The organism is Kitasatospora sp. NPDC001159 (assembly GCF_053598235.1).
The window spans coordinates 26,361-33,895 of sequence record NZ_JBSFJV010000082.1 but is presented as its reverse complement, the minus strand read 5'-3'; the positions used below and the strand labels follow the sequence as shown (position 1 = coordinate 33,895).

Annotated in this window: 6 protein-coding genes; all 6 read left to right on the top strand. The window is 73.7% G+C overall.

The annotated features are described in order from the left end of the window. Positions 1-143 precede the first annotated feature (143 nt). Positions 144-791: an NUDIX domain-containing protein gene (locus ACWC9T_RS31250; RefSeq protein WP_449824409.1), complete on the top strand. Its 648-nt coding sequence runs from the start codon at positions 144-146 to the stop codon at positions 789-791. 221 nt (positions 792-1,012) lie between these two features. Further along, complete coding sequence (locus ACWC9T_RS31245) at positions 1,013-3,061, top strand: AAA family ATPase (protein WP_449824408.1); 2,049 nt, start codon at positions 1,013-1,015, stop codon at positions 3,059-3,061. 261 nt (positions 3,062-3,322) lie between these two features. Further along, a complete protein-coding gene (gene ald / locus ACWC9T_RS31240; protein ID WP_449824407.1) occupies positions 3,323-4,438 on the top strand; it encodes an alanine dehydrogenase in 1,116 nt (371 codons plus the stop codon). 425 nt (positions 4,439-4,863) lie between these two features. Continuing rightward, positions 4,864-5,931 carry a ParA family protein gene (locus ACWC9T_RS31235; protein ID WP_396253613.1) on the top strand — a complete coding sequence of 356 codons (1,068 nt, stop codon included), beginning with the start codon at positions 4,864-4,866 and terminating at the stop codon, positions 5,929-5,931. Then, positions 5,928-6,512: a hypothetical protein gene (locus ACWC9T_RS31230; RefSeq protein ID WP_449824406.1), complete on the top strand. Its 585-nt coding sequence runs from the start codon at positions 5,928-5,930 to the stop codon at positions 6,510-6,512. Before ACWC9T_RS31235 ends, ACWC9T_RS31230 begins: the two co-directional genes overlap by 4 nt. A gap of 109 nt (positions 6,513-6,621) precedes the next feature. Continuing rightward, positions 6,622-7,500, top strand: coding sequence for a segregation and condensation protein A (locus ACWC9T_RS31225; RefSeq protein WP_449824405.1), 879 nt, complete (start codon positions 6,622-6,624; stop codon positions 7,498-7,500). The last annotated feature ends 35 nt before the right edge of the window (positions 7,501-7,535 follow it).

The following is a 7,535-nucleotide window of genomic DNA, read 5'->3' as shown; positions in this document are numbered from 1 at the left end:
GCGAAGCCCTGGCTCAGGAAGAGCAGGTGGGCGGCCTGCACCAGGGCGTCCCGGGTCTGCTGCTTCTTGCGCTCCCGCAGTCCGGGCCGCGGGGCCGCCGCTCGGCGTTAGATTTGTGTCGTACTGACGAAAAGGGGAGAGCGATGGACGAGCAGAGCGATCAGGGGATCGCCGACGTGGCCGAGGAGTGGGAGGTCCGGGGCGGCGAGACGCCGTTCCAGGGCAAGGTCACCGGTGTGCGCAGCGAGGAGGTCCGGATGCCCGACGGCAGCTGGGCCCGCCGCGACTACCAGACCCACCCCGGCTCGGTCTCGGTGCTCGCCCTGGACGACAAACAGCGGGTGCTGATCCTGCGCCAGTACCGCCACCCGGTCCGCCAGCGGCTGTGGGAGCTGCCCGCCGGCCTGCTCGACGTGCCCGGCGAGAACCCGTGGCACGCCGCGCAGCGCGAGCTGTACGAGGAAGCGCACTGCAAGGCCGACACCTGGCGGATCCTCGCCGACTACTACACCTCCCCGGGCGGCACCGACGAGGCGCTGCGGATGTTCCTGGCCACCGACCTGTCGACCGCCGAGGGCGAGCGCTACGAGGCCGAGGGCGAGGAGCAGGAGATCGAGGTCGCCTGGGTGCCGGTGCCCGAGCTGATCCGGCTGATCCACGCCGGACAGCTGCACAACCCGACCCTGATCACCGGCACCCTCGCCGTGCACGCCGCGCTCACCGGCCCGGACGGCCTGGACGGACTGCGTCGGCCGGACTCGCCGTGGCCGGCCCGACCCTTCGAGGCGTGAGCGCGCCTCACGAGGCGGGCGCCCTTCCAAACGTGGGCGGACGACCCGGTTTGATGCCTTGGGGTGATTTGCCGGTTCGTACGACCGGATGTCACCTCGGCTGAGCCGGACGGTCGAACTACGCTTCGCAGACAGGGCGCCCGTGCCGGGCCGCCCTCCGCCGAGCTCCGGACGCTGACCAGCCGGACGCCGGACGCGGGATGACGTCGGGAGTGGCACGGGTGGCGAGGAAGACGGCGACGATGGACTCCGGCCCTGACACGCCCGCGAGCGCCGTGCCCGGTCTGGAACGGCTGCCGGCCGGGCCCGCGCTGTTCGCCGGGCGGCGCGCCGAACTGGCCGCGCTGCGGGCGGCCGCCACCCGCCGGGTGAGCGGCCGCTGCCCGGTGCTGGTGCTGGCCGGGCGCCCCGGCTCCGGCCGGACCGCGCTCGCCGCCCGCTTCGCCCGGACCGTCGCCGCCGACTACCCGGACGGCGTGCTGTTCGCCCGGCTGTCCGCGCCCGACGGCGGGCGGGTGCCGCCCGGCCGGGTCGCCCGGCTGCTGCTGGAGCAGCTCGACCCGCAGGCCGCCGTGCCGCTGTCGGGCGCGGTCGAGGACGGGCGGGACGAGCCGGGCTGCGTGGCACTGCGGGAGGCGCTGGCGGGGCTGCGGGTCCTGCTGGTGCTGGACGACGTGCGGGACGCCGGGCAGGTGTGGCCGCTGCTGGCCGACGAGCCCGGCTGCCTGGTGCTCGCCGCCACGGCCGGGCCGCTGACCGGGATCGAGGACATCGACCCGGTGATCCTCGGCGGGCTGGACCGGCAGGCCTCCCGCGAACTGCTGGCCGACCTGGTCGGCGGCACCCGGATCTCCTGCGACCCGGTCGGCGGGGCCGACCTGGCCGAGGCCTGCGCCGCCCGGCCGGCCGCGCTGCGGCTGATGGCGGGGTGGCTGCGCGGCAACCCGGAGATCGCGGTCACGGACGCGGCGCGGCAGCTCAACCTGGTGGTGGGGGAGGAGTCGGCGGCCGCGGGCGGCAAGGCGGGCAGGACCGGCAAGGTCGCGAAGGCGACCAGGGCCCCCGCCGGGGCGGTGAAGAAGAAGGAGAGCCCGCAGCGGTCGGCGGAGGGCAAGGCCGCGGATCCCGCCGCCGCGCCCGAGCCGGCTGGCGACCCGTCGACCTGGGTCAAGCCGGAGCCGGAGCCGGCCGAGCCGGTGCCCGTCCCCGACAACGACCCGCTGATCGGGGCGTTCACCCTGATCTACCGCACCCTGTCGCCCGCCCAGGCGCGGATGCTGCGCACCCTCACCCTGGCCCCGGCGCAGACCGCCGACCCGCGCACCGCCTCCGCCCTGGTCGGCTGCCCGGCGCCGGATGCCGCCGCGACGCTGGCCGCGCTGGCCGAACGGGAACTGCTCGGCGAGGAGGCGCCGGCCGTCGACGGCACCCCGCGCTACCGGGTGCCCGGGCGGCTCTACCCGCGGCTGGTCAAGCTGCGCGAGGAGGAGGACCGGCCCGCCGAGACCGAGCTCGCCCGGGCCAGGCTGCTGGAGCGGCTGGTCCGGCTCACCGAGTCGGCCCACGCCCTGCTCGACCCGGCGGGAGGCCCCGGTCCCGAGCCGCTGCCCGCCGCGCTGCGGCTGCGCTCGGCCGAGCACGCCCGGGGCTGGCTGCTCGGTGAGCGGGAGCTGCTGCTCGGCGCGGTGGCCGACGCGATCGGCCAGGGGAACCTGGACGGCTCGGCCGGGCGGCTGGTCACCGCGCTGCTGCGGTCGCTGCCGCTGACCGGCGTCGCCGCCCCCGCCGACCTCTACCGGCTGCACGAGCTGGTGCTCACCGTCGCCGAGCGCAACGGCCGTCCCCGTCGGGCCTCGGCCGCGCTGCTCAACCTGGGGGACCTGCAGGTCGCGGCGGGCCGCTGGGAGCAGGCCGCGGCCCACTACCGGGCCGCCCTGGAGCACGCCCGTACGGCCGCGGACGAACCGCTCTGCGCCCGGGCCCTGGAGGGTGCGGCCGGCTGCCACCGGGCGCTCGGCGACGCGGTGCGCGCCGCCGACTGGTACGGGCGGGCGCTCGGCCTGCGGCAGTCGCTGGGGGACCACGCGGCGGAGGCCCGGCTGCTGGCCCGGGTGGCTGAGGCGCACACCGCGCAGCGCCGCTTCGAGGAGGCCGACCGGGAGTACCGGGCGGCGCTCGCGGTGCTGCGCAGGATCGGCGACGAACGGGGCCGGGAGGCCGTCGGGGCGGCCCTCGCCGACCTGCGGGAACGCGTTGGGGCCGGGTGGTGAGGTCGGTTTCAGAGGTATTGTCGAAGGTGCCCGGTTGCGACGCCTTTGACAGGTAAGTTCCGACGGAAGCCTACGAACCTGCCAATGTGTTCGGCGAAATTATTCGATTTGGAAGGCTGACAGGCTGCCTGGGCTTCATTACACTCGAACTCAGTCGCGCAGCGATCCCCTGCCCCGGCCTGCCCGGAGGCTTCCCCACGTGCGCGTCGCCCACCGGTCTTCTCCGGTCGGGACCCCCATGGCAAGAGGACGTGTTTAGCCGTGAAGGTCGGCATCCCCCGCGAGGTCAAGAACCACGAGTACCGCGTGGCCATCACGCCCGCCGGCGTGCATGAGCTGGTCCGCAACGGACACGAGGTCTACATCGAGGACAACGCCGGTCTCGGCTCCTCGATCCCCAACGAGGAGTACGTGGCCGCCGGCGCCACCATCCTCCCCACCGCCGACGAGGTGTGGGCCACCGCCGACCTGCTGCTGAAGGTCAAGGAGCCCATCGCCTCGGAGTACCACCGGCTGCGCAAGGGCCAGACCCTCTTCACGTACCTGCACCTGGCGGCCGACCGGGCCGGCACCGACGCGCTGATCGCCTCGGGCACCACCGCCATCGCGTACGAGACCGTGCAGCTGGGCAACGGCGCGCTGCCGCTGCTCGCCCCGATGTCCGAGGTCGCGGGCCGCCTGGCCCCGCAGGTCGGCTCGTACCACCTGATGCGTCCGGCCGGCGGCCGCGGCGTGCTGCCCGGCGGCGTGCCCGGCACCCACCCGGCCAAGGCCGTCGTCATCGGCGGCGGCGTCTCCGGCTGGCACGCGGCCACCATCGCCATCGGCATGGGCTACGACGTGACCCTGCTCGACCGCGACATCAACAAGCTGCGCGAGGCCGACCGGATCTTCGGCACCAAGATCAAGGCCATCATGTCCAACTCCTTCGAGCTGGAGAAGGCCGTCCTGGACGCAGACCTGGTCATCGGCGCCGTGCTGATCCCGGGTGCCAAGGCCCCGAAGCTGGTCACCAACGAGCTGGTCTCCCGCATGAAGCCGGGCTCCGTGCTGGTCGACATCGCCATCGACCAGGGCGGCTGCTTCGAGGACTCGCACCCGACCACGCACGACGACCCGACCTTCCAGGTCCACAACTCGGTCTTCTACTGCGTGGCCAACATGCCGGGCGCCGTCCCGAACACCTCCACCTACGCGCTGACCAACGCCACCCTGCCGTACGTCATCGAGCTGGCGAACCGCGGGTGGAAGGAGGCGCTGCGTCGCGACGAGGCGCTCGCCAAGGGCCTCAACGTGCACGAGGGTCAGATCACCTTCCCGGCCGTGGCCGAGGCCTTCGGCCTGGAGTCGATCTCGCTGGAGAGCGTGCTCGCCTGAACTCCCTGACCGCACTGCGGTCGTTCGCCCCCGACCCGATCCGTTCGGGTCGGGGGCTTCGCCGTGCCCGTGACCAGTCGGTGGACCCGGCGGGTCGCTCTGTCGTCAATTTCCGTGGGTCGTGTCACCCGCCCGCAGAAACGTTAGGGTCATAGGCCTACTCATCCCTTGACAGCAGCCCGCCCGATGGTCGACACATCGTGCCTACTACCGTGGATTGTGTTGCTGCGAACGCCTTGAACGGCCTAGAGTCGCAAACCGTCGGCATGCTGCCACGCTGACGAATCGACATAGAGTCCTGGATGCCCAAGGAGGTAAGACGACTTGTGAATGAGTCGACAATTGCTCCCGGGGGTGGTCAGCCAGGACTGGCGGAGCTCACCGCCGGCCAGCCGAGTGAGGAGTCCGGGGCCCGGCAGCCCACCGTGGGCTCGGCCGAGGTCGGCTCGGTCGCACTCCGTACCTTCGAAGCACGTCAGAACACAGCACAGGTGACCACGGTGACCGATCAAGACGCCGACCTGGCGGCCTACGGCCTGGCCTACGGCGAGTTCGCCTACGGCGCCTACGACGACCCGGACGCCGAGTACGAGCCCGACCCGGAGTACGCCGCCACGCTGGCCCCCGACGCCGCGCGCCAGCGCCGCGAGCGGGTCGGCCCCACCGGCCGTCCGCTGCCGTACTTCCCGATTCCCGCGCCGGTCGCCGAGCACGGCCCCGCCCAGATCATCGCCATGTGCAACCAGAAGGGCGGCGTCGGCAAGACCACGTCGACCATCAACCTGGGCGCGGCGCTGGCCGAGTACGGCCGCCGGGTGCTGCTCGTCGACTTCGACCCGCAGGGCGCGCTCTCCGTCGGACTGGGTGTCAACCCGATGGAACTCGACGTCACGGTCTACAACCTGCTCATGGAGCGGGGCCTGACGGCCGATGAGGTGCTGCTGAAGACGGCCGTGCCGGGCATGGACCTGCTGCCGTCCAACATCGACCTCTCCGCCGCCGAGGTGCAGCTGGTCAGCGAGGTGGCCCGGGAGTCCGCGCTGGCGCGCGCCCTGAAGCCGCTGCTGCCCGACTACGACTACGTCATCATCGACTGCCAGCCCTCGCTGGGCCTGCTGACGGTCAATGCACTGACGGCCGCTCACAGCGTGATCGTCCCGCTGGAGTGCGAGTTCTTCGCGCTGCGCGGTGTCGCGCTGCTGACCGAGACCATCGAGAAGGTGTGCGAGCGGCTCAACCCCGAGCTGCGCCTGGACGGCATCCTCGCGACCATGTACGACTCGCGCACCGTGCACAGCCGCGAGGTGCTGGCGCGGGTCGTCGAGGCGTTCGGCGAGCACGTCTTCCACACCGTCATCGGGCGGACCGTGCGCTTCCCGGAGACCACCGTCGCCGGCGAGCCCATCACCACGTACGCGACCAACTCGGTCGGTGCCGCCGCCTACCGCCAGCTCGCCAGGGAGGTGCTCGACCGGTGCCGCCCCGCCGAGTGAGTCTCCCGGGTGCCGACGAGCTGTTCCGGACCACCGGCGGGATGGCGCTGTCGCCGTCCCTCGCGCCGCGTCCGGCCGCGGAGGCATCCAGACCGGAGACCGCGCGGACCGTCAACGGCACGGGCGGCGCCGAGGGCGCCCAGGACGACCGGCAGGTGTCGCAGGAGGAGCAGGCGGCCGCAGCGGTGCCGCCGCCCGCGCAACGGCCCGCCGGGGACCAGGGTGCCGCGACGGCCGGGCAGACCGTGTCCGGTGGCCGAGGCGCCGCAGCCGCCCCGGCGGCCCGTACGCACGCGGGTGCCGCCGAGGAGCAGGCAGGTAGTGCCGCCGGGCGCGCCCGGCCACGGGGGCGCGCGCCGCGCCGCCCCAGCGGGCGTGAGCGGCACGACGAGAAGATCACCGTGTACGTGTCCGCCGAGGAGCTCATGGACCTCGAGCACACCCGGCTGGTGCTGCGCGGCGAGCACGGCCTGGCCGTGGACCGCGGGCGGATCGTCCGGGAGGCCATCGCGGTCGTCCTGGCGGACCTGGAACAGCGCGGTGAGGCCTCCATCCTGGTCCGGCGGCTGCGCGGCCGCTAGGGGCCTGGCGGGCGCTGGGCGCCGTCGGCCGTCGGCCGGGCCCCGTCGGGCGGCGTGTCGGTGGCCCCGGGGCGGGGCGGCGGGCGGCGGCGGGTGAAGATGGACCGTCATGCCGAGCACCGTCGAAACCCCAGCCAGCGCCGCGAACCCCGCCGGGGATGAGTCCCGGGGCGGCTTCCGGGTGCGGCTGGACAACTTCGACGGGCCCTTCGACCTGCTGCTCAGCCTGATCGCCAAGCACAAGCTGGACATCACCGAGGTGGCGCTGGCCACGGTGACCGACGAGTTCATGGCGCACATCCGGGCGATGGGGCCGGACTGGGACCTGGACGCGGCGACCGAGTTCCTGGTGGTGGCCGCCACCCTGCTGGACCTCAAGGCCGCCCGGCTGCTGCCGGTGGCCGAGGTCGAGGACGAGGAGGACCTCGCGCTGCTGGAGGCGCGGGACCTGCTGTTCGCGCGGCTGCTGCAGTACCGGGCGTACAAACGGGCGGCGGCGCTGTTCGGCGAGCGCTGGGCGGCCGAGCTGCTGCGGCGGCCGCGGAGCGTCGGGCTGGAGCCCCGGCACGCCGAGCTGCTGCCCGAGGTGGTGATCACCGTCGGGCCGGAACGGCTCGCGCAGCTGGCCGCCAAGGCGATGGAGCCCAAGCCGAAGCCGGTGGTCTACGTGGACCACATCCACACCCCGCCGGTCAGCGTGCGCGAGCAGGCCGGGCTGGTGGTCGACCTGCTCACCGGGCTGGGCGAGGCCTCCTTCCGGCAACTGGTCGCGGACGCGCCGGACACCCTGGTGGTGGTCGCCCGCTTCCTGGCGCTGCTGGAGCTGTACCGGGAGCGGGTGCTCGCCTTCGAGCAGCCGGAGGCGCTCGGCGAGCTGCGCGTGCGCTGGGTGGCCGAGGAGGGCCGGGGCGCGGTCGAGGTCACGGACGAGTTCGACCGCCCGGCGGGCGAAGCCGCGGAAGAGGCGAAGGAGGACGGGCGGCGATGAGTGCCGGGAACGACGGCGGGCGGCCGGTGCGGCGC

Bases quoted from the DNA above. Each gene is read 5' to 3' on its own strand.
- ACWC9T_RS31250 (WP_449824409.1), top strand. From the start codon at position 144: ATGGACGAGCAGAGCGATCAGGGGATCGCCGACGTGGCCGAGGAGTGG.
- ACWC9T_RS31225 (WP_449824405.1), top strand. From the start codon at position 6,622: ATGCCGAGCACCGTCGAAACCCCAGCCAGCGCCGCGAACCCCGCCGGG.